This window comes from Mesorhizobium sp. M1396, from assembly GCF_040317725.1.
Taxonomy (GTDB): Bacteria; Pseudomonadota; Alphaproteobacteria; order Rhizobiales; family Rhizobiaceae; genus Mesorhizobium.
This window is the reverse complement of the sequence record NZ_JAMYLA010000162.1, coordinates 1-664: the sequence shown is the minus strand read 5'-3', so window position 1 is coordinate 664 and position 664 is coordinate 1. Positions and strand designations below refer to the sequence as shown.

Here is a 664-nt window from a genome sequence, read left to right as displayed (position 1 = left end):
GCCGCCACTTTTCGTTTCAATCGCAAGGAATCCTTTCCAGGCGCTCGTCGTATGAGATTGAGAGCCATGTGTTTTATGGTGGTGAAGTTTGCTGGAGCGTGATCGGTTCGCAGGCGGCACTCGTCATCGCGGAAGACCATGTCGAGCACCCAGTGGAGGCTGTTCTCGACGGCCCAATGGTCGCGGATGAGGGGGCCGATCAGGCTGGCGATGAGAACCAGCGAGGTAATGTAGAAGCGCGTCTCGCGTTCGATCTTGCCGGCGACTTCACGGGTGCTCTGGACCATGACGACACTCTTGAGGCCCGGCCACTGATGGCTTTGTTGAAGCCAGTCAATGTCGTGGATGACGGTAATATCCCGGGTCTCGATGCGTCCGTGATCGCCATCGACTGTCCTGGCACGGCTTACGGTGGTGTCTTTGAAATCGGTGGCTTTTTGCTCGGCGGCAAAGAGTTCGACGTCATCGCGCAGCGTGCCTTGATTGCCTTTGAGGGCGAAGATGTAGTCGGCCTTCTTGTCCAGGACCTTCTGGGCGATGGTGCGCTGGCAGCCCATGGCATCGATGGTCACGATGGCCCCCTCGATGGCCAGCATGTCCAGCAGCTTGGGAATGGCGAGGATCTCATTGGCTTTGTCCGCCACCTTGACCTGCCCCAGCACCA

Annotated in this window: 1 protein-coding gene; it reads right to left on the bottom strand. The window is 58.6% G+C overall.

The features are described 5' to 3' along the window. Window positions 1–664, bottom strand: a 664-nt coding sequence (locus tag NKH02_RS34445; RefSeq protein WP_352884301.1) for an ISAs1 family transposase, incomplete at both ends; no start/stop codon positions are given.